Source organism: Paraflavisolibacter caeni (assembly GCF_025628885.1).
GTDB lineage: Bacteria > Bacteroidota > Bacteroidia > Chitinophagales > Chitinophagaceae > Flavisolibacter > Flavisolibacter caeni.
Genome location: NZ_JAOTIF010000012.1, coordinates 1 through 20,978, shown reverse-complemented (window position 1 = coordinate 20,978; position 20,978 = coordinate 1). Strand labels below are relative to the sequence as shown.

At 42.2% G+C, this 20,978-nt stretch carries 16 protein-coding genes and 1 tRNA gene; 8 read left to right on the top strand and 9 right to left on the bottom strand.

The genetic code is table 11. The annotated features are described in order from the left end of the window. Positions 1–376 precede the first annotated feature (376 nt). The gene (locus OCK74_RS14810) at positions 377–601 is read left to right on the top strand and encodes a hypothetical protein (protein WP_279297830.1); all 225 of its coding nucleotides are present in this window, start codon (positions 377–379) and stop codon (positions 599–601) included. 103 nt (positions 602–704) lie between these two features. On the opposite strand, the gene OCK74_RS14805 is transcribed toward OCK74_RS14810, so the two are convergent. The 6 genes from OCK74_RS14805 to OCK74_RS14780 form a co-directional block, all read right to left on the bottom strand. Beyond that, complete coding sequence (locus OCK74_RS14805) at positions 705–1,868, bottom strand: hypothetical protein (RefSeq protein ID WP_279297829.1); 1,164 nt, start codon at positions 1,866–1,868, stop codon at positions 705–707. Between the two features lie 438 nt (positions 1,869–2,306). Continuing rightward, complete coding sequence (locus OCK74_RS14800) at positions 2,307–3,563, bottom strand: site-specific integrase (protein WP_279297828.1); 1,257 nt, start codon at positions 3,561–3,563, stop codon at positions 2,307–2,309. Positions 3,564–3,826: 263 nt separating this feature from the next. Further along, positions 3,827–3,899 (bottom strand) — tRNA-Lys (locus OCK74_RS14795). A 108-nt stretch (positions 3,900–4,007) separates the two neighbouring features. Next, positions 4,008–5,246: an isocitrate dehydrogenase (NADP(+)) gene (locus OCK74_RS14790; RefSeq protein ID WP_279297827.1), complete on the bottom strand. Its 1,239-nt coding sequence runs from the start codon at positions 5,244–5,246 to the stop codon at positions 4,008–4,010. Positions 5,247–5,428: 182 nt separating this feature from the next. Continuing rightward, the gene (locus OCK74_RS14785; protein ID WP_279297826.1) at positions 5,429–7,324 is read right to left on the bottom strand and encodes an Nramp family divalent metal transporter; all 1,896 of its coding nucleotides are present in this window, start codon (positions 7,322–7,324) and stop codon (positions 5,429–5,431) included. Beyond that, the gene (locus tag OCK74_RS14780) at positions 7,314–7,973 is read right to left on the bottom strand and encodes a metal-dependent transcriptional regulator (protein ID WP_279297825.1); all 660 of its coding nucleotides are present in this window, start codon (positions 7,971–7,973) and stop codon (positions 7,314–7,316) included. Before OCK74_RS14780 ends, OCK74_RS14785 begins: the two co-directional genes overlap by 11 nt. Before the next feature lie 422 nt (positions 7,974–8,395). Here OCK74_RS14780 and OCK74_RS14775 point away from each other — a divergent pair, with 422 nt between their 5' ends. Next, positions 8,396–9,370 (top strand): hypothetical protein, encoded by a 975-nt coding sequence (locus tag OCK74_RS14775; protein WP_279297824.1) that lies wholly within the window; start codon positions 8,396–8,398, stop codon positions 9,368–9,370. 76 nt (positions 9,371–9,446) lie between these two features. Further along, the gene (gene glgP / locus OCK74_RS14770) at positions 9,447–11,129 is read left to right on the top strand and encodes an alpha-glucan family phosphorylase (protein ID WP_279297823.1); all 1,683 of its coding nucleotides are present in this window, start codon (positions 9,447–9,449) and stop codon (positions 11,127–11,129) included. A gap of 148 nt (positions 11,130–11,277) precedes the next feature. Here the strand turns inward: glgP and OCK74_RS14765 are convergent, their stop codons facing one another. The 3 genes from OCK74_RS14765 to OCK74_RS14755 form a co-directional block, all read right to left on the bottom strand. Continuing rightward, on the bottom strand, positions 11,278–12,504 hold the full coding sequence (locus OCK74_RS14765; RefSeq protein ID WP_279297822.1) for a 4-hydroxy-3-methylbut-2-enyl diphosphate reductase: 1,227 nt from the start codon (positions 12,502–12,504) through the stop codon (positions 11,278–11,280). A 152-nt stretch (positions 12,505–12,656) separates the two neighbouring features. Beyond that, positions 12,657–14,249, bottom strand: a complete 1,593-nt coding sequence (locus OCK74_RS14760) for an FAD-dependent monooxygenase (protein WP_279297821.1) — start codon at positions 14,247–14,249, stop codon at positions 12,657–12,659. Between the two features lie 294 nt (positions 14,250–14,543). Next, complete coding sequence (locus OCK74_RS14755; RefSeq protein ID WP_279297820.1) at positions 14,544–14,996, bottom strand: hypothetical protein; 453 nt, start codon at positions 14,994–14,996, stop codon at positions 14,544–14,546. Between the two features lie 915 nt (positions 14,997–15,911). Here OCK74_RS14755 and OCK74_RS14750 point away from each other — a divergent pair. The 5 genes from OCK74_RS14750 to OCK74_RS14730 all read left to right on the top strand — a co-directional run. Next, positions 15,912–16,370 (top strand): (2Fe-2S)-binding protein, encoded by a 459-nt coding sequence (locus OCK74_RS14750; protein ID WP_279297819.1) that lies wholly within the window; start codon positions 15,912–15,914, stop codon positions 16,368–16,370. 49 nt (positions 16,371–16,419) lie between these two features. Further along, complete coding sequence (locus OCK74_RS14745; RefSeq protein ID WP_279297818.1) at positions 16,420–18,615, top strand: xanthine dehydrogenase family protein molybdopterin-binding subunit; 2,196 nt, start codon at positions 16,420–16,422, stop codon at positions 18,613–18,615. A 16-nt stretch (positions 18,616–18,631) separates the two neighbouring features. Beyond that, complete coding sequence (locus OCK74_RS14740; protein WP_279297817.1) at positions 18,632–19,804, top strand: XdhC family protein; 1,173 nt, start codon at positions 18,632–18,634, stop codon at positions 19,802–19,804. Next, entirely contained in the window at positions 19,789–20,442 is a 654-nt protein-coding gene (locus OCK74_RS14735; protein WP_341483199.1) for a nucleotidyltransferase family protein, read from the top strand. Before OCK74_RS14740 ends, OCK74_RS14735 begins: the two co-directional genes overlap by 16 nt. A gap of 132 nt (positions 20,443–20,574) precedes the next feature. Beyond that, the coding region (locus OCK74_RS14730; RefSeq protein WP_279297816.1) for a hypothetical protein at positions 20,575–20,978 on the top strand (404 nt) is incomplete at its 3' end.

Below are 20,978 nucleotides of genomic sequence, written 5' to 3'. Positions count from 1 at the left end.
TTTAATGATGGAACAAAGAGAGGAGTTTTTGCAATATCACAGGGGTAGCAGGGGTACCGGTACCCCAGTGAAAGGCAGACTGGGACTGAGTTATGATTTTTTAAATAATATGAGTGAGTAAGAGAAAGAGAACAAATTCAGAATTGGGAGGTCAGCTATACTATATTTGTGACATGACATAAACAAGAAACTACATAAAAATATTTGATAGCGAACGCTATCTGAAGAGTTACTGAAAACCGCCAAACTTTCTAAACATCGCTCCGAAGATAGACCGGTCGCCTACGCTACGGCGTGGGCACGGTCTATTGGCGATGTTGGGGCTTGGCGGTCCCTCAGTAACCGTAGACATGTGTACCACGCTAATTTTTTTCTTATGAGTCGCCAACAGGAAATATTAAACACTCCTATTCAAGATCTTCCATTTAGTCCGGAACTGAAAAGTTTATTATTGGAAAAAGGCCATAAGAGCCTACAGGATCTTTTGAATGTTCCAGCCTACAGGTGGCATGACTATCCCTCCTTTACTTATCATCACCAGTATGAAATTGTAGATTACCTGCAGAAGTATGATTTGATGGATTTCCTGAAAGAAGACTGATTTGAATGACGAATCATTCGAATCCGTCAAAGGCGAACTCGTGACGAATGACAAATGCACATTAGAGAAAATATTTTTGGATAAGTAAGTAAGTTTTTTGTGGTCAATAGGATTGTGCTTTATTGAACATTTTCATCAAAATATCTTTAACTGATTCAAGAGCATTTGACTCAGTTGTATAATACTTGCTACGCAAACTTTCGGCGGAAATGGTTTCTGCCTGGGGAGTGCGGAATACCTTTGCAAAGGTTTTAAGAAGAGCTGATTGGTTCTTATTGGTCAACACCCCTGTATCCCGGGCTGCTCTAATTAAGATGGCGAGTTGCTGCACAGAAAGGGAAGTGTGCAGTTTTTCTTCATCATCCACATCTTGGGTGGGCATTGACTGAACATAAGAAGCATGTAAGCAGGCCTGTTGTTGATCCAAATAATTGATTTCTTCAGAGATCCAGGAACATATCTGTTCTTTTAAGCTTCTCATCTTGGGTTTGAAAGCAATGCCCGGCTTTTCCTGCAGTTGGTTTAACGTTTTAAGACCTGAGAGCAATGCATCTCTCTTTTGGGCTGGCATATTACATACAGCAGTGGTGGATTCAATATTAGACACATAATAACTAAACAAATCAGCCGTATTGAAGTTCATGTAGATCAGCAAGTCCATTAGCTGCCTGGAGGAACATGTGAAGCCTGACGATATATCTTTCAACTCAGTAACCAGCTCTTTGATGTAGGCGACCTTCTTATAACAGATAAACTCCTGGCTGTTGTGTTGCGTAAACTTTTGCAGATGGTTGCATACTATTTTCTTCAGCCTGGGATCAGTGCCAGCAAAAACAGTCTTTTCCAGTTGCCGAAGTTCTTTTTTAATGAGTGCTTGGGTGGCATGCAGCAAATGATCTGGTACCTTTTCTTCCTTGTTGAAGTATTTAGGATAATGGCATTCAATAAAATGCAGCAGCTTCTCCAGGCGCTTTAGGATGGTATCATACATACCATTGAGCGGAGAAGCAGGATCCATGTAGCTAAAGACTTTGTCCAGGAGGCGTATCAGGGCTGACTCACATTGGTAAATTAAGAGTACGAGAGATTGTTCATTTTCGATGTCTACAGACTTTTTAAGCAAGTAAGTTCTGATGCTTTCAGTTTCTGAAATTGTTTCATTGATCCAAATATCTAAAAAACGACAAGAGGCATCAATTCCTTCTGTATTGACAGGGTTAATCCGCACATTGATTAAATAATAAAGCTTTTCTAATGAGTTCTTCAAATTTTTTAAGTTTAGTTATGGTGTATTATCGTTAAGCTTTCAGTTTCCTACGATGCGCCCTCGCTTCATTGTTTAAATGAAGAGGCAAAACTTCCCTTATCAAACCTGTCAGGGGATTGATGAAATAATGCTTAGAACTAAAGGTGAATTTTGGCAGGGACAACCTGGATGCGCATTGGATTGGTCCCTTAAGGGTGTTTTCAGGTAGGTCAGCTACATTGGCATTCAAACAATTTGGTTACCAATGAAGGGAAATGATGGTTTGTTTCAGAAGGCTAATGTCTATATGGCAACCAAATGGGCGTTAAATATATTATACTTTATAAAAAAACCTGCCCATTTACCTTATAATTTTTTAAAGATAAAAGAGACAAGTTTGTATAGAATGTGTGAAGGTAAATGAGATAGTTTTATCTCATTTAATATAAATGGCTATGACTAACTACCAGTCTTGGCCACCTCCAGTTTTCCGGAGATCTTAGCTCTCACGTCTTTCATGTTCTTGCTCACCTTCACGTCGGTTGTCTTGGCGTAGATCTGAGTAGTGCGGATAGAATTGTGCCCTAGCATTTCGCTGGCAGATTCTATTGGGCAATCATGTTCCAGTAAAACTGTAGTGGCGAAGGTATGCCTGGCAGTGTGGGTGGTCAGGTTTTTATCAATGCCAGCTATAGTTGCCACTTCTTTGAGATAAGTATTATAACGCTGATTACTGTTGACAGGTAGCAGCTTGCGGTAAGCCTGGCAGTAAGGATGTTTTTTATATTTTTCGATGATGGCCAGTGCGATATCCATGAGCGGCACGTTTGCTTTGTTGTCGTTCTTACTACGGTCCTTGATCATCCATTTGGATCCATCAATCCAGGGGATCACATTTTCGGGGGTAAGTTTATAGGTATCCATATAAGCATAACCTGTAAAGCAACTAAAAACATAAACATCTCTAACCTCTTCCAGGCGCTTCATTGGCATTTCAGTATGATATAAATTAACCAACTCTTCCCAGGTGAGACGTTCGCGTTTTGGATTTTTGTAGGTGCACTTAAAAGCAGCCATGGGGGAAGTGGGAATGTATTCCTGCAGTACGGCATAGCGAAATACCTGCTTGGCGATCTTGAGGTATTTCCAGGCGGTGTTCATACAGATGTTTTCAACGGTGGTGAGATAATGCTTAAAGTCTTCGCCAAAAGTGTTCTTAACGTCCTGAATGAATTTTTCACTGGTACCATTCCTATGCTTCAGGAAGGCTTCGACCTTCTTCTTCCCTATTTCGAAGCGCTGCCAGGTGGCCATGCTTAAGGTGGGTTCTTTGGCCTGGGCCCTCTCCTTCATAATTTGATTGTATTCAGTGAATACTTCTAGGATGGTTTTGTACCGGGGTCCAATGCCGAGGTAGGTGTTTTTGACCATTTCGGCAGTCACTCTTTCGTGAATGGCCGATAACTGATCAAAAGTTTTCTGAAGGCCAGCTTTGATCTTTGCTAATTCCCTGTTGATATCAATAGCTTCCTGGTTGTTGCCTTTGGCTGCTCCTAGTTCTGCGTTCCAATTGTTGGCTATGATCTTTTTGCCGGTAGAGAATTGAGTGCGTTTACCTTCGATAGTGATGCGGCAGTAAATGGGGGCTTTGCCGTCTTCTGACTGTTTTCCTTTGTACAGCCAAAAAAGGATTGACGTGTTTTGGTTAATTTTCATGTTGTAGTGTGTTTTGGTAACCGAATTTTGATTGCTTTTTCTTTTTTTTGATGCTTTTTGCAGCCTTTTGCAATCCTCTTAAACCCACGTCTATCAAGCACTTCACTTAAATTCGGTAACCTAAAATTAGGAAGATACAATGGTTACCGAAATGGTTACCGAATGCATTGGTTTGAATTGGTTTGATTTGATGAAAGATTTTTGAAAATAGTTGAAAATCAATACAATTTGCAATAAAAAAGCCTCCGTTGAGGAGGCTGTTGTGACCCTGTAGGGACTCGAACCCTAGGCCCGCTGATTAAGAGTCAGCTGCTCTACCAACTGAGCTACAGAGTCATTTACGTGTGCAAATTAAAGGAAACAAATCCAAACAATAAAGCGATAAATAAAAAAGCTGCGGATGATCTTCCGCAGCTCCTTTCTAAAATTATTTATCAGAGATAATTACTTCCCCGCCATTTTCTTCTTCAGGTTTTCATCAATAGCATCCAGGAATTCTTCTGTATACAAGAAATCCTTGCCATGCTGAACCTTACCAGGCTTAATGGTCAATGCCAGGTCTTTGGTCATCTTGCCACTTTCCACAGTCTCGATACATACTTCTTCCAAAGCTTTACAGAAGTCAATCAGCTTTTGATTGCCATCAAGCTTTCCACGGAAAGCAAGACCTCTGGTCCATGCAAAAATGGAAGCAATAGGATTGGTAGATGTAGGATTACCTTTCTGATGCTCACGGTAGTGACGGGTTACAGTACCATGCGCAGCCTCAGCTTCCATGGTCTTACCATCAGGAGTAACCAGTACAGAAGTCATCAGACCAAGTGAACCGAAACCTTGAGCCACAGAATCACTTTGCACATCACCATCATAGTTCTTACAAGCCCAAACAAAACCACCGTTCCATTTCATAGCGCTCGCTACCATGTCATCGATCAGGCGGTGCTCGTAAGTGATGCCTGCATCAGCAAACTTTTGCTTGAACTCAGCATCAAACACTTCCTGGAAGATATCCTTAAAGCGACCATCATATTTCTTCAGGATGGTATTCTTTGTGCTCATGTACAGCGGCCAGCCTTTTTGAAGCGCCATGTTCATACAGCTTCTGGCAAAGCCACGAATGCTTTCGTCTGTATTGTACATAGCTAAAGCAACACCGCCTTCGCCACTATAGTTATATACTTCGTATTCTTGCTTTTCTCCATTTTCTCCTTGGAAAGTAATGGTCAACTTACCTTTTCCTTTCACAACGAAATCAGTAGCACGGTATTGGTCACCAAAAGCATGACGGCCAACAACAATTGGTTGATCCCAGGTAGTTACCAGACGTGGAATGTTTTTGATCACGATTGGTTCACGGAATACCGTTCCATCCAGGATGTTACGGATCGTTCCGTTAGGGCTCTTCCACATTTGTTTCAGAGTGAATTCCTTCACACGGGCTTCATCAGGCGTAATGGTGGCACATTTGATACCAACACCATATTGTTTAATGGCATTAGCGGCATCAACAGTTACCTGGTCATTGGTTTGGTCACGATATTCAATACCCAGATCGTAGTATTTAATATCAACATCAATATAAGGAAGGATCAATTTGTCTTTGATAAACTTCCAGATAATGCGGGTCATTTCATCACCATCCAATTCTACAACGGGATTGGCAACTTTGATTTTTTCGGTCATTTTATAAGCGCTTTTGAATAAAAATTGGCTGCAAATCTAATGTTTTATCAAAATGAATGGCTTTAATGCTATTTTTTTATATGTATTCTACGAATTGTCAGGAATTAGTAAAATTTCTAAAGAAACACTCCTTTCTCCAAATTAACCACTATACGCACGCCTCTCCCCATCCCCTCTCTAAATCAAGTTTCAGACAACCTAACAATAAACACCGGCACCTCCACAAGGTGACGCACAGCATCGATAGTCGTCCCGTACAACAAGTCCTTCACCCCGCTATGGCCATGGGCGCCTATTACCAACAGGTCCGCCTTACTTTCTTTCACAATGCGCGCAATTTCCTTCACCCTGTTTTTGAATCCCAACCTGCTTTCCGCAGAATATCCTTTGTCCTTCAAAATTTGTGCGTACACTTCCAGCTTTTCAAAGTCCTTCCTCGTCTCAAAGTCATCACTATCCGCACCTAATATTTTGGCCGGCACGCTTTCTACTACATGGATCAATACAAAAGAAGTATGTTGACTGGCCTGGCCGATAGCAGAAGATAATAAAGTATGGTCATGACGACTGAATTCAATCGCCACAGCAATACGACCATAAGCCGGGGGTTCCAGTCTGCTCACCTGCACATCCTCCCTGTGCACCTGCACAGATACAGGCTTTCTTCTCTTCTTAACCAACGGATAAAAAATGGCTACCAGCAATAAGCCTATAAAAAGCAATCCTCCAATTACAATCACTATTTTCCAATACACATTTTCACTGGTTTTAAAATAGTTGATGGCCTCCCCGGTTACCATCCGGATATTCAGATACACTAAAACGCCGGTGACTAACCACGCCATAAACTGCACTATTGGCTTGATAGAAAAAATACCCATTTTGCTCTTGTCACTCACAAAATGGATCAGCGGTATAATGGCGAAACCCAATTGCAAACTTAAAATCACCTGGCTCAATACCAACAAACTGTCAATATTATTCTCTCCATTGATGAGGATTACAATAACCGCGGGGATAATTGCTATTAACCGCGTCATCAACCGTCTGATCCAGGGATTGATCCGCAAGCGCAGGTACCCTTCCATCACGATCTGCCCGGCAAGCGTTCCTGTCACAGTAGAGCTTTGCCCCGCAGCAATTAATGCTACTGCAAATAATACCGGGGCCAGGCGCGTGCCCAAAACACTGTCAAGCAGGCGGTGCGCTTCTTTAATCTCAGCAACGTCCGTATGTCCTTTGTGAAAGAAAACTGCAGCGGCTAATATTAATATGGCAGCATTCACAAAAAAAGCAAGGTTCAACGCTATAGCACTATCTATAAAATTGAATTTAAGCGCCTGCTTGATACCCTGTTCATCGCGCCTGATTTTCCTGGTTTGTACCAAAGCTGAATGCAGGTACAGGTTATGCGGCATCACAGTGGCCCCAATGATTCCTATGGCAATGTACAATGCTTTAGGACCTTGGAGATAGGGGACAAAGCCGGTTGCGATCTGCCCGGCATCAGGCTTCGCAAGCAGGATTTCAATAAGGAACGAAATACCAATAATGCCGACAAGGCAAATTATGAATGCCTCCATTACCCTCATCCCCATTCGTTGCAATAAAAGGAATATGAAAGTATCAAAAACAGTGATCAGCACGGCCCAAAGCAGCGGAAGACCCGTTAACAATTGAATGCCTATTGCCATCCCCAATACTTCAGCAAGATCACAAGCAGCAATCGCAACCTCAGCAAGTATATACAATAAGAAGTTAATCGTCTTAGGATAAGTCTCTCTATTAGCCTGCGCCAGGTCTCTACCCCTTACAATACCTAGGCGGGCTGATAGACTCTGCAATAACAAGGCCATCAGGTTACTCATTAGTAAAACCCAGATCAATGAATAGCCAAATTGGCTGCCCCCTGCAAGATCCGTAGCCCAGTTGCCGGGATCCATATAGCCTACACTGACAAGATAAGCCGGGCCAAAAAATGAAAGTATTCTTTTCCAGACAGGTTTTGAGGAAGAAGTTGTATCTACACTTTGATGCACTTCACTTAAAGATGCATCAATGTTATGCTTATGATTCATAGGTAACAAAGATGTTTTTAGCAAGCTGCTCACTAATGGAAACAGTTGTATTCTTGACTTTTACTTCAATGGAACCATCAAAGTGGAAGTTATTCTTCACCTCCAGCTTCGTTCCAATGCGTATATTCTTATGTTGTAACAGCTCTAGCATTTCTGCGGACTGATTACCAACACGGCAAACCTCTGCTCGCTGATGCAGCGGAAGTTGAAGCAATAAGATTTCATTCGATCTCCTGAGCTTTCCTTTGCTGTCAGGGATAGGATCACCATGCGGATCAAACTTTGGGAAACCTAAATATTCATCCAGCTTATCAATAAGCCTCTTACTGCTAACATGTTCCAGCTCTTCAGCAATTTCATGCACTTCATCCCAGCCCAGGTGTAATTTTTCAACCAGAAAATATTCCCAAAGACGATGCCTGCGTACTATTCCTAAAGCAATCTTTCTCCCCTCACCCGACAAACTGAAACCTTTATAAGGCTGGTAATCCAGCAACTTTTTAGCACTCAGCTTTTTCATCATGTCAGTTACCGAAGCTGGCCTCGTGTTCAACTTTTCAGCAACAGCGTTGGTATTCACTTTCTCAGTGTCAGCCTGAAGATGAAAAATAGTCTTCAGGTAGTTTTCTTCACTATTAGAAATATTCACAACTCCGAAATTAAAATTTAGACTAAGCTAAAAATTAATTACAACTGGCCCAAAAATATTTCAGAACCATATGCCCCCACAAACAACCCCACTAATTAAAATTCTTATTGATACAATGCTACTAACCCCCTCCCTTACCCTTAATTTCACAGTTGCCCTCTTACCCCTCAACCTGGCACTTTTTGGTTTCACTATTTCTGCCTCATTGGTTCTTCATCATTTCCCCTAAACCGGAGTTTCCAACCCAAACCTCAATTTTCACCGTTAATTCTTGCCATCTCAGCAATGCAAAATGATTTTTTACCGTTTTTTAATGTGTATTCCGTACAAACTGTGTTTTTTCGCACTGTTATTCTTTGAAGGATAGCAGCTTCCTGGTTTTATTTGCAAGTTTTTTGTTTTATTTACATTAAATATTCTTCATGAAAATCGGGATCGGCTTTTTGATTTTTACAGCGGTGGTAGTTGGATGCGGGAATAACAAACAGGAACAACAGGAAGAAAAAAACTTTCAATATCAGGACTTCACGGAAAAGTTCAAATCAGCAACAGTACCATTTCAACTTTCCGATACGGCCTTGATCAATAATAAAGACACGGCCCAAATCCGCGATAAATCATTTTCAAGCCTGGTTCCGGATAGCACAAAAACAAAGCTCTTTGGAAAAAATGCCAGCGTTAAATATGTTCCACTTGCAAAAATAGCAGTGCCCGGTGCAGAAACTTATTACATCGTGAAAGCCTCCGCTGGATCAAAAAAATCAGCCCTGCTCTTCTCTTTTAATAAAGACCACGAGTTCGGTGGTGTATTTCCATTTTTGATTCCGGATGAAGAATCTGCTACTTCACAGGTGAGCACAATAGATAAAGCTTATTCTATTTCACGTAGTGTCTTCCGTAAGCAGCCAAATGACGTTATAGCTGAAGGAAAAGATGTTTACGTTTATAATAATGATGCAAAGGCTTTTACGCTGATCATGACCGATGTTCTGGACGAAAGAAGTGAGGCACTTGTGAATCCGATTGATACGCTCCCTGCCAGTCAGAAATGGACAGGCGACTATACAAAAGATAATAGAAACATCGTATCTGTAAGGGATGGCAGAAAACCCAACTCCTTACTTGTTTTTATCCACTTCGAAAAGAACAAAGGCCAGTGTAATGGTGAATTGAAAGGGGATGCAGAAATGTCAGGCGCTAATTCAGCGGTATACCGCCAGGGAGGCGACCCCTGCGTGCTGCAGCTAACCTTTTCAGCGAATTCGGTAGCCCTGAAAGAATTAGAAGGCTGCGGGTCCAGGAGAGGACTGGAATGTTCCTTTGATGGCACATTTAAAAGAAAAAAAACAGACAAAGACAAAGAAAAAACAGAAGCTAAAACAAAGAAAAAAGGTTAATAATTAGCCTGTAATTTGTTTGTAGATATTACATTTAATCTTTTACTATATTTATCTTATTAATAAAACAAGTCAGATGAATTTTAAAGCATATAAAGTCCCCTTTACCATCGACGAGCGGTATAAGAAAAGTGTGGCCTATTTCTCAATGGAATTCGCAATACACCAACCATTAAAAATATACAGCGGCGGTTTAGGTTTTTTAGCAGGCTCCCATTTAAGAAGCGCTTATGAACTTCGCCAAAACCTTGTAGGTATTGGTATCTTATGGAAATATGGCTATTATGACCAGGCCCGAAATCAGGACCAGACTTTACAGGTTACCTGGATGGAAAAACAATACAGCTTCTTAGAAGATACCGGTATTAAATTTTCCATTACAGTGCACGAACACCCGGTTTGGGTTAAGGTTATGTACCTTCCGCCAAATGTCTTCCAGTCTGCACCTCTGTTCTTAATGACTACAGACATTCCTGAAAATGATTACGTATCACAGACCATCACGCACCGCCTTTATGATGCGAACGTGGCAACGAAAGTGGCACAGTTCATTCTCTTGGGTGTTGGTGGCGCAAAACTGCTTGATGAAATTGGCTTCAAGCCGGATGTATACCACCTGAACGAAGCGCACGGCTTATCCGCTGCTTTCTATCTTTACCAGAAATACAACAGGAACATCGACGAAGTAAGAAAACGCCTTGTTTTCACAACCCATACTCCTGAAGAAGCTGGTAATGAAAAACACGACATCTACCTGTGTCATAAAATGAGTTATTTCTGTGGTCTTTCCGTACCAGAAGTAATGCAATTGACAGGTATGCCGGACGAACAATTCAACCACTCATTGGCAGCACTTCGTTTTGCAAGGATCGCAAATGGCGTATCCCAGTTGCATGGTGAAGTATCAAGAGCCATGTGGAGCAAATACAATGACATTTGCCCGATCCTCTCTATTACCAATGCACAAAACTGGCGCTATTGGGCAGACAAGCAATTGTACAATGCAAAAGAAGATGGTGATGATGCAACTTTCGATGATCGCAAAAAATATTTGAAGAAAAGAGCCTTTGAAATTGTTGCCGACCAAACAGGAAAGCTTTTAAACCCTAACGTATTTACCATCGTATGGGCTCGCCGTTTTGCCGGTTACAAACGCGCAGGTTTGATTGCCAGCGAAGTACAAAGGTTTGAAGCACTGTTGAACAACTCAAAATACCCTGTTCAGGTGATCTGGGGAGGTAAACCTTACCCGGTTGACTACCCTGCCATCTCTGAGTTCAACCACTTGGTGCACCTGAGCAAAAGATACAAAAGCGTAGCTGTTGTGATTGGTTATGAATTACACCTCTCAAAACGCCTGAAACAAGCTGCTGACTGTTGGCTGAACAATCCTCGCGTACCTCGCGAAGCCTCCGGCACAAGCGGTATGACCGCGGCAATGAATGGTGCTGTAAACTTCTCTACCAATGATGGCTGGATCCCTGAATTCGTACATCATGGCAACAATGGTTTTGTAGTACCACCTGCCGACTATCACCACATGTCAGTTCAGGAGCAGGACCAATACGATCTGGACAAATTGTATGAGATCTTACAAAGCGAAATACTGCCTTTGTATTATGAAGATTATCCAACCTGGAGGCAGATCGTTAAAAACGGTATGAGAGACGTTCAATTGCAATTCGACAGTAACCGCATGGCTAATGAATATTACGAATTGTTGTATAAAGAACGCTACAAAATAGAAGTACCAGCTTAATATTTAGAATATTATATAAAATTTAAAGGGTTTGCGAGATTAAATCAGTTCCGGTCCTAAAAACCAACTGATTTAACCTCCCAAACCCTTTTATATCTTTACCTCACCACGCACCTCTCTCCCTCCCCGCCATCTATCATCTATCATCTCACCCAAACTGTTTCGCAATCTCTTCAATCGATTTACTGCTAGGATAAAAACCAGCCAGTTTTTTGATCACCCCTTCCACCAACGCATCCGGACATGAAGCACCACTGGTGATCAATACGGTAACAGGTTCTTTAGCAGGCAGGTAATGCTCTGTCACCAACTCCTGGTGTGTATGAAAATTATAGTGCATGATCGTTTGAGCGGAAAGGATCTTTTCCTCATTATTGATAAAATATGTCGGCAGCTTCTCTTCACACAATTCGACAAGGTGTGAAGTATTAGACGAATTATATCCTCCTACCACCACAGCCAGGTCAGCTTCCGTCGCAAGCATACCGGTAACAGCACTTTGGTTATCATTAGTGGCATAACACAGCGTATCCCTCGTGTCCGCAAATCGCTCCCTTACAGTATCCTCTGTTAACTCATAGTGCCGCATAACGGTTTGCTTCAGGAAATCGGCAATGGCCTGCGTATCACTGGCCAGCATGGTAGTTTGATTCACAACGCCCAACCTTTGCAGGTGTTTCGTCACATCAAAACCTTCAGAGTACTGGCAGGCAAATTCTGTATAAAACTGCTCTGCAGGCTTTTCACCCGTAATGTACTTTGCCAGTTCTTGTGTCTGCTTCATATCTTTTACAACAACAGCCGGAGCATTAGCAGCCGCGTGTGAAAAAGTAGCCCTGGTCTCTTCATGGTTTGGTTTACCATGTATCACAATCGTGTACTCGTTTTTAGCGATCACTTCACTCCTGTTCCAAACCTTTTCTACAAATGGGCAGGTAGTATCGTAATTCTCTATTCGGATACCTATTTTTCTCAGCTTTTCCTCAATTTCAAGGGTAGTGCCAAAGGCCGGGATCAATACGATATCGTCTGACGTTAGTGATTCAAAAGGAATGATCTGCCTGCCGGCATTATCCTGCAAAAATGATACGCCTTTAGCCTTAAGATCTCGATTCACATATGGATTATGGATCATTTCACTAAGCAAATAGATCCGCTTGCCTTGATGTTCCTCCACCGTTTTAAAAGCAATATCGATAGCATTTTCCACCCCATAGCAAAACCCAAAGTGACGGGCCAGGAATATGCGGATAGGGCCAAAATCTAAAAGCGTAGGCGAAAAGTCCTTCTTCATCCGGTCTTCCTCTTTACGCTTTTTCTTAATAGCAGAGATCAACGGACTTCTATAAACAACAGGTACATCAAAGCTTTTCATTATATCATTTTCGAGCTGCAAAATTAACAAACCTTGAGTTAAGGAATTGGAAATTTGAAATTACCGCCTCTAATCTTTCAATTTTACCCTTTCCAACTGCCTGTTGCCTGTAGGCAATACCTTGATATGGGCATATGCTTCATTTTGTTTGCTCACTTGACAAAATATCTTTCAAGATATTTTGTCAAGTGTTCGGCATCAAAATCGACAGATTTGTAAGCAATATACATATCCGGCCGAATGAGGTAACATCCATTTTTCTTGATGCCAAACGCTTTATAAAGAATTTCGGTCTGCGATGTCATTGGGATAATTTCGATTGAAATAAAATATTTAAAAGGTTCAATAGCAGAAATTATTTCTTTTGGTATATTATCATAAAATATCAAAAAGCAAAAACAATTACCCTTTACTTTATTTTGAATATTGGTTTCATTTCCGTTTGCATCTTTAAATCGTATAAAAGGTAATCGGTCTCCGGGATGTGGCGCATCATTCGAAAATTTGCCAAATGAAGCATTCTTTGATAAGGATTTATTCCTGTAGCTGATCCCAATTTCTGAAATCAATCTGAATGCAATCCGTTGAATGAATTTTATTTTTTGAAAAAGGGGAGCTACCAATTTTAAAGCAACAGGAACTACATACATCCTGAATATTCTGGGAAAATAATTCTTACTTGTAACAACCTTAAATACTCGGTCTGTTGAACGGACAAGACGCTTTGCAATAGCTATTCGTTCTTCCGTGTATGTGTCAAGCAAAGAATCTTTCGCTTTTCCTTTAAGTACAAGAGCAAGTTTCCATGCCAGATTATAAGCATCCTGCAATCCTGTATTCATACCTTGTGCACCTACAGGACTATGAATATGTGCTGCGTCACCGGCAAGAAAGCAACGATCCTTGCGGAATGTAGAAGCGTAACGATGATGCGAGTGATATGCAGAAATCCATTGTGGGTCGTAAAGTTTCACATTCAGTTGAATTCTATTTGCAAAGTTCTTTTCTATATCTTCAAATGTTATTTCTTCCTTATTTTCCAGGTCCATTGGTATATTTCCTAATACCCTCCATCTTCCATTAGTAAGAGGGAAAAATCCTCCGAATGCTTTGTCGGCAAAAGTTAAATACATTTCATCATCCGGAATATCAACCTCAGCTTTACAATCAAGAACAAAAAGTGATTCCTCATACGTTTTACCACCAAAAGTGATTCCTGATTGCTCACGCACAAAACTATGTGCGCCATCTGCACCGATAATAAATTTTGACTTTATTATTTCTTCTTTTCCATCAGGAAGTTTCAAAATAGAAGTAACAGCATCTCCGTTCTGAGAGAAACTTTTTATTTCAGTCCGCCTGTCAACATTGTGGTTTTGACTACCAAGAAATTCCACTAAAATCCTCTCGGTCTGTGATTGTTCAAGCATCAGCAGGTTAGGGAACTTGGTAAGTCCTGAACCCATATCGTTTACAGCAATGCGCAATGCTTTTTTCCCATTAAAAAACGCACCTATTGCTTTAGCTGTTTTGCCACGCTGCAGGGCTTTCTCTGCAATTCCCATCTGGTCGAAAATCTCAAGGCTTCTTGCTTGTATAACAAGCGCACGGGACTGAGTAGTATGGTCTTCGTTTTTATCAATAATGCGAAAAGGAATGTTGTGCATTGCAAGTTGACAAGCCATCATCAATCCGGTTGGCCCTGCACCAACAATCAACACATCAATATTTGAATCAGGGTTCATTGTCTGAAATTGAAGTCGCAGTTAGCATTGCCCCAGGGGTTCAAAGTGTTTTTGACAATGTTATCACACATCTACCTGCTTAGAACTGTCCACTTGTTCATATCCAACGTTTTCTCCTGTCTGTTCTTAATATTTATAATCCACCAAACATTGAGTCCCGGTACAAACAAACAACCAATGCAGCCGTCAAGTTTACCAGTATAGACCGGATAGGTTATCGCCTTCCTACAGTTAAGTTACACAAATATTGAAGCGAACAAGATGTTTTGTGCATTTGTAAGAATCTTTAGATGATCATTTTGGAAGAAGGCGGCAAAAAACCTTGGATTCCGGATTTACCCATTCAATAGTATCTTTTGATAGTTTAAGTATGTTAGCTGTTTGATTAAAGGTAGTAGCAGTATCCCAGGTTCTAAGTGTTTTATTCTCATCTGAAAGTTCCCATAAAGCTTGATGATTCCAATTAAAAAAAGGTATACAAAGCTTATAGCTTCCATTAGAATCAAATTTATACCAGGCATTATCTAAATTCCAGCTGTTCGCATTACTCCCCTTTTTATAGACGATACGTTCATAGGAAGTATTCCAAAAAACAATATAGGTATCAAATTTCAAAGTATCCTTGGTTAAGATATTTTCCGTTTCCTGGGGGGAAGAATTATCTTCATTAATGTCCTTTTTACAATTTGATAAACTGATACAGCAAGTAACCATGATAGAAAGAACAATCTTTTTCTTGTAAGCCATATATATTTATTTACTAAAGTTCTTATCCATAAACAATAATTTATTTTAATACAATAATTCAAAGGATTATTAATAAAGAAGTATGTGATTGATCACTACTCAAAAACTATGCAAAAGTTTCAGCATCTCTCAACAACTTAACAACTGCTCCTATCCCCGATGCTTAGAGGCTTTTTTCCCACTCATATCTGGGTGGTGGGTCACCGCGATCTTCCTTCCCTTCTTACTCTTGTAATGCTTCTCAGCATAAAACTTACCCTCAGCCCCGGCTCATCACCCTCTCTACCCCAATAAAATCCAATTCATCTTTCGTAGCTTAAGTATACCTAAAGCATACTTAAAGTATACCTAGAGTATACCTAAAGTATACCTGTAGTATAATTGAAGGGTAGCTCAAGCTTACTTCAAGTATACTTAGCGCACGAAACAGATTTTGACCCCTCCCTTCTCCCCTAACTCTTGACCCTTAATCCATACTTGAGCCATACTTGAGCCGTACTTGAGCCATACTTTAGCCGTACCTAAACCGATGCTACTTCGACCATCCTTCGATCATCCTTCGACTATCCTTCGACCATCTTTCGACTATGCTTCGACCTGAATTGAGCAAATGCTCATAAATAAGGGGAAAACAACCTGCAGGCAGAACGCCTTCAAGGCCTTGAACGGAGTTAGGTGGAACTGAGTCTAAAGATACAAATCCAACCCCCACTTTCCAAGTTTTGCCCCCCAACTTCAAACTCCCATTCCTCCCAATCCCTGATTCCCCTAAATCTTGGTTCAGAAAAAATCTCCCCCAATCACCTATTTTTTCCCAACTCTATATTAGTTTTATCAATCGTACAATTCTTCAATAGAGAATTGTTTTTCATATAATCACAATACACTCAATCTTATTCAACTTAACTAACCAAAATGATAAAACTAAAAGTCAACCGGAAAGAATACAATGTTGACGTAACACCAGACATGCCCCTCCTTTGGGTACTTCGGGATGTCTTGGGACTAACAGGAACAAAATTTGGCTGCGGTCTATCACAGTGTGGTGCATGCACAGTTCACCTCGATGGTACCCCCATACGTTCTTGTAGTTTTCCCGTTGCAGCTGCTGTTGGTAAAGAGATCACCACAATCGAGGGTATTTCTGAAAACATCGACCACGCCGTGCAAAAAGCATGGATCGAACTACAGGTTCCCCAATGCGGGTATTGCCAGTCAGGGCAGATCATGAGTGCCGTTGCCCTGTTAAAAAGGATTCCCAAACCAACAGACGCTGACATCGACGCAGCCATGCAGGGTAATCTTTGTCGCTGCGGTACCTACCAACGCATTCGCAAAGCAATCCACCGCGCCGCCGAACTGTCACAAGCCTAAACCGTATTCACCATTGACCATTGACAATTCACCATTCACAAATTCCCTCATGCAAAAAACATCTTCAAATATCAACCGCCGCAACTTTCTTAGACTCACAGGCATCACTAGTGCAGGCTTCATTATGGGACTTTCCGCCAAAGGCAATAACGGTGTCCCCGAAGTAGCCAATTTGACCAATTCAGGTTTAAACAGCCTGGCCGATGCCACCGAGGCATTCGAACTCACCCCTTTCGTGGTCATTGAAAAGTCCGGTGCCATCACCATTTTCAATACCAAACCAGAAATGGGGCAGGGTGTCTTCGGAGCCATCCCTTCTTTGATCGCAGAAGAACTGGAAGTTTCCATGGATCAGATAACGATCAAACAAACTGGTGGCGAAAAGAAATTCGGTGGCGGACAATCTGCTGGTGGTAGCTCCTCTATCCGCTCCAACTACAATAACTTAAGGAAGGTTGGTGCCTCTGCCCGCGAAATGCTGGTGAAAGCGGCCAGCCAGCAATGGGGCGCCACGGTGGAAGAATGTTATGCAGAAAACGCCAAAGTATTTCATAAACCCTCCGGTAAAAGCCTTTCCTATGGCGATTTGGTAGAGGCCGCTTCTAAATTGGAAGTACCCCAGTCTCCTAAACTCAAAGACCCAAAAGATTTTAAAATATTGGAAAAACCAATGCCCCGCCCCGATACGCCTTTAAAGGTATCTGGCAAGGCTACCTTTGGTATTGATGTATCAGTGCCTGGCATGGTTTACGCTTCTGTTGAACGCACGCCAGTCCTGGGTAGCAAGCTGGTAAGCTTTGATGCAGCCGCCGCCAGGAAGGTCAAAGGCGTCCTCCATGTCGAGACTTCCACGCGCACTATAGGCATCTATTCCTACGAAGGCGTTGCTGTGATCGCAGAAAATTATTGGGCCGCATTGCAGGGACGTAAAGCGCTTAAAGTGCAATGGGATCACCAGGGTCATGATACTTTCAACTCCAAAACCTACGAGCAAAGCCTTCGCGACCTGGCAAAAACAGAAGGTGTTGTAGATCACACCCAGGGTGATTTTGATAAAGCAGTCGCAGAAGCTCCTGTTAAAGTGGAAGCCTTCTACGAAACTCCGATAGTTTCTCACTCTCCTATGGAACCAATGAACTGCGTAGCCAGCTGGCAGCAAGGAGACAAACTGGAAATCTGGACGTCCACACAGGTACCAGGCAGTATTAAAAAAGATTTCCCTAAAACCTATGGCATTCCGGAAGAAAACCTTACGGTACACACAATGTTTAATGGTGGTGGTTTCGGTCGCCGCTTATATACCGACTTCATTCATGATGCAGTCCAGCTTTCTAAAAAGGTAGGCAAGCCCGTGAAAGTGATCTGGACCAGGGAGGATGATACACAGCAAGGTCCTTTCCGCCCTATGACTTTTTCTGCTATGAAGGGCGCATTGTCAGCAGACGGCAAAGCAGTTGCCTTCCAGCATAAAGTGATTTCCCCTTCTATCGATGCATCGGGCAGGATGAACTATGACAAAACGAAATCAGACAGGGGCATGACCGAGGGTATCAGTGAGCAGAAGTACGAGATACCGAACATGAAAAACAATTATGTGTATGCCGACTTGCACATTCCCATAGCGGCCTGGCGTTCGGTTACTAGTTCCACACTGGCATTTGCACACGAATGTTTTATCGATGAAATGGCCGTTAATGCAAAAAAAGATCCGATGGCATTCCGCCTGGAATTGCTCACCAAGGATTCCGACACGAAGAATGTCCTGTTGAAACTGAAAGAAGTTTCCAACTGGGATAAGCCCCTGCCAAAAGGTTGGGGACGTGGCGTAGCACAGTATGAATTTTTTGCGGGCTTAGGTGGCTACGTCATTGAAGTTTCCAAAAAAGGAACAGGTATTAAAATCGAAAAGATTTATGCCGTAATTGACCTGGGCACAGTGGTCAACCCGGATACGGTAAGAGCACAGGTAGAAGGTGCTGCGGTCATGGCACTGACAGCAGCGATCAAAAACGGTATTACTTTCGAGAAAGGACAAGCAGTCCAATCCAACTTCCACAACAACCCACTGGTCCGTATCAACGAAATGCCTCCTGTCGAAGTACATATTTTGGCCAACGGAGGTCCTAAAATAAAAGGTGTAGGCGAACCCGGACTGCCACCTTTCGCACCAGCCCTCTGCAACGCCATTTTCGCCGCTACCGGCAAACGTATCAGGAGACTACCTTTCGATATCAATAAAGTATAATAGAATCTAATGAGCCATGAAGGAGATTAATGATATTATAAAGGCATATGAAGAAGCTCAAACACGACAAAAGCAAACCGCTTTGGCAACAGTGGTGCACGTGAATGGCTCATCCTACCGGCGACCAGGCGCCCGCATGCTCATTACCGAAGATGGTGAACTAACAGGCGCGATCAGTGGCGGTTGCCTCGAAGGCGACGCCCTTCGCAAGTCCCTGCTTGCGATCATGGAACAGAAGACAAAATTGGTTACATACGATACCAATGACGAAGATGATGCTAAAATGGGCTTAGGGCTGGGCTGCAACGGTATCATTCAGGTATTGATAGAATCCATCGATCCTTCTAACCCCAATAACCCTATCCAATTATTAAAAAAAGCAACAGCCATAAGGCAAAATGCCTCTTTAATAACCTTGTTTTCATTACAAGACAAAAGGGCCCCTCAACCTGGCCTTTGTTTATTGGTAACTGACGACCAATATATACTCGGCAATGCTGCATTCTTAAAAGAAACACAGCTGGAAGAAACATTGATTGCAAATGCAAAACAGGTAATAGCTCTGAAGAAATCTGCTTTTAAAAACTATATTTCCCAGGATCAAAACATTACGGCATTCATCGAATACATAAAACCGCCTGTCTCTCTTGTAATTATTGGTGCAGGAAATGATGTTTTGCCCCTGGTGAACATGTCCGGCATTATGGGTTGGCAAACAACTATAATAGACGGAAGACCTCATTACAGTTCAGGAGAAAGGTTCCCAGGTTCTTGCCAGGTACTCACCACGAAACCAGAAGGCCTATTGCAGCAAATCCCAATCGACGATCAAACAGCCTTCGTGCTCATGACGCACAATTACAACTATGACCTGGCAATGCTCCGTGTATTACTCCAACAGGACCTGGCCTACATTGGCATGCTGGGCCCCAAGAAAAAACTGACCCGCATGCTGGATGAACTCCGCGCTGAAGGCCAGGCGCTAACACCGCTGCAGCTTTCTATCATCCATAGCCCAGTCGGGTTAGATATTGGCGCAGAAACTCCTGAAGAAATCGCACTGTCAATTATGGCTGAAATAAAAGCTGTACTAGCCAGGCGGTATCCTTTTTTTCTTACAGAAAAGAATGATGTGATCCATGCCCGCTCAGCAACCCTAATCGAAGAAATAAGATTGAATTCCCTATAAAAGACCATACCATCAGTACCGACCAAAATACGACAAACAACTTTGGCATTATTCTGCTGGCAGCCGGTGCATCCAGGCGCCTAGGCAAGCCAAAACAATTATTACAATTTGACGGCAAAAGTCTGCTGCAGCATAATATAAATACTGCCCTGGGCGCCAATGCTAATCAGGTGGTTGTAATGCTAGGCGCCAATGCGGAAGCATTAGAGAAAGAAATTGATCAGCAAAACATACATGTCATTATAAATACTGAATGGCAGGAAGGGATGGCATCATCCATCCGTTGCGGTCTAAACGCTATACTTACAATGGCACCTTCATCAGATGGTATCATCCTAATGCTCTGCGACCAACCTTTTGTAACGGCTTCTTTATTAAATGATTTACTAAAAACACACAAAGAAACCAGCAAACCGGTCATTACCTGTAGCTACGGAAATACATTCGGTCCTCCCACCTTCTTCCATAAAAGTATGTTCAGCGAATTACTCCAACTCAAAGGAGACACCGGCGCCCGTAAGATCGTCCAGCAATACGCCAATAATATAGTCACAATTCCATTCTCCCAAGGCCACATTGATATTGACACACAATCAGATTACGAAAACCTGACCAGCGTTCCACCTCAGGCTCACTAACGGTCAACATCATACATTTCCCTCAACTTTCCCATTCGTCATTTGAATCATCTACATATCTGACTTTAGTCACCTTCTTGTCCTTTATTCATGCTTACTTTTCCGCCAATTCCCCAAACTAAAAATCTTGCCATGGAATTAGTAAATACACAACCAGTTCCAAAAGAATTAATAGAAGAAAAAGCAGTAACAGAAGTCATGGATGGTAATCAGGCTGCTGTACATATTGCTTACAAAACCAGTGAAGTCTGTGCTATTTATCCCATCACCCCTTCTTCAGCCATGGGTGAATGGGCAGATGAATGGAGCAGCGATGAAAGGACTAACATTTTCGGTCAAATTCCGAGGGTCATTGAGATGCAGAGCGAAGCCGGTGCTGCTGGTGCTATCCACGGCGCCTTGCAGGGCAGTGCCTTGGCCTCTACCTTTACCTGTTCCCAGGGGCTGCTGTTGATGATTCCCAATATGTATAAGATTGCAGGCGAATTAACCCCTACAGTTTTCCATATTGCAGCCCGTGCGCTGGCAACACATGC